Origin of the sequence: Nocardiopsis sp. LOL_012, from assembly GCF_048060475.1 — a bacterium.
In the GTDB taxonomy this organism is placed as follows: domain Bacteria; phylum Actinomycetota; class Actinomycetes; order Streptosporangiales; family Streptosporangiaceae; genus Nocardiopsis.
Genome location: NZ_JBHMIV010000139.1, coordinates 1 through 277, shown reverse-complemented (window position 1 = coordinate 277; position 277 = coordinate 1). Strand labels below are relative to the sequence as shown.

At 74.0% G+C, this 277-nt stretch carries 1 protein-coding gene; it reads left to right on the top strand.

Annotated features, from left to right (window positions below; all coding sequences use genetic code 11):
- Nucleotides 1-277: AMP-binding enzyme (locus tag ACFHWE_RS23810; RefSeq protein ID WP_416604115.1), on the top strand; the 277-nt coding region annotated here is incomplete at both ends.

The window sequence follows — 277 nt, the reverse complement described above, 5'->3', positions numbered from 1 at the left end:
TGGTCGGCCGCGTCGACGCCCAGGTCAAGGTCCGCGGCTTCAGGATCGAACCCGGGGAGGTGGAGAACGCCCTCGCCGCCCTGCCGGGGATCGCCCAGGCCGCGGTGGTCGCGCACGGCTCCACGACCGGGGAGCGCCGACTGGTCGCCTACGCGGTGGCCGAGGACGGCGTGGAGCTGGATCGCAGGGTCGTCGTCTCCGAGGCCGCGCGGGTGCTGCCGGAGCACATGGTGCCGTCGGCGGTGGTGGTGCTGGAGCGGTTGCCGTTGACGGCCAA